The 399-nt window shown below is 73.4% G+C and carries 1 pseudogene; it reads right to left on the bottom strand.

From position 1 onward, the window contains the following. Positions 1–380 (bottom strand): annotated as a pseudogene (locus tag RNB18_RS53165) (prenyltransferase); the annotation flags it as partial. Between the last annotated feature and the right edge of the window lie 19 nt (positions 381–399).

Raw genomic sequence — 399 nt, 5'->3', positions numbered from 1 at the left:
CGGTCGAGGAACGTGTCGTCGCCGGTGGACAGGTAGTGGTGCCAGACGCCGACCGCCACGTACGCGACGAAGTTGGTCTCCCGGCCCCGGTCGGTGACGTCGGCGAAGTCGCCGTCGGCGTAGGCCGCGTACCAGGAGCCGTCGTCGTTCTGGTGCCGGGCGAGCCATTCGTAGGCCCGGGTGGCGGCCTCGTGTTCGCCCGCCGCGTCCAGCGCCATCGCGGCCTCGGTGTGGTCCCACGGGTCGAGGTGGTGGCCCCTGAACCACGGGATCGCGCCGTCCTCGCGCTGCACGGCGCGGATGCCGGCGACGGTGGCGAGGGCCTGCTCGGCGGTGAGGACCCCGGGCAGGACGAGGTGTTCTGTCCGGGGGGTGGTCACGTGGCGTCCACCCGGGGCA

It is taken from the genome of Streptomyces doebereineriae (genome assembly GCF_031845645.1).
In the GTDB taxonomy this organism is placed as follows: Bacteria; Actinomycetota; Actinomycetes; order Streptomycetales; family Streptomycetaceae; genus Streptomyces; species Streptomyces canus.
Note: the sequence above shows the minus strand (reverse complement) of the source record. Positions and strands in the feature narration are given on the sequence as shown.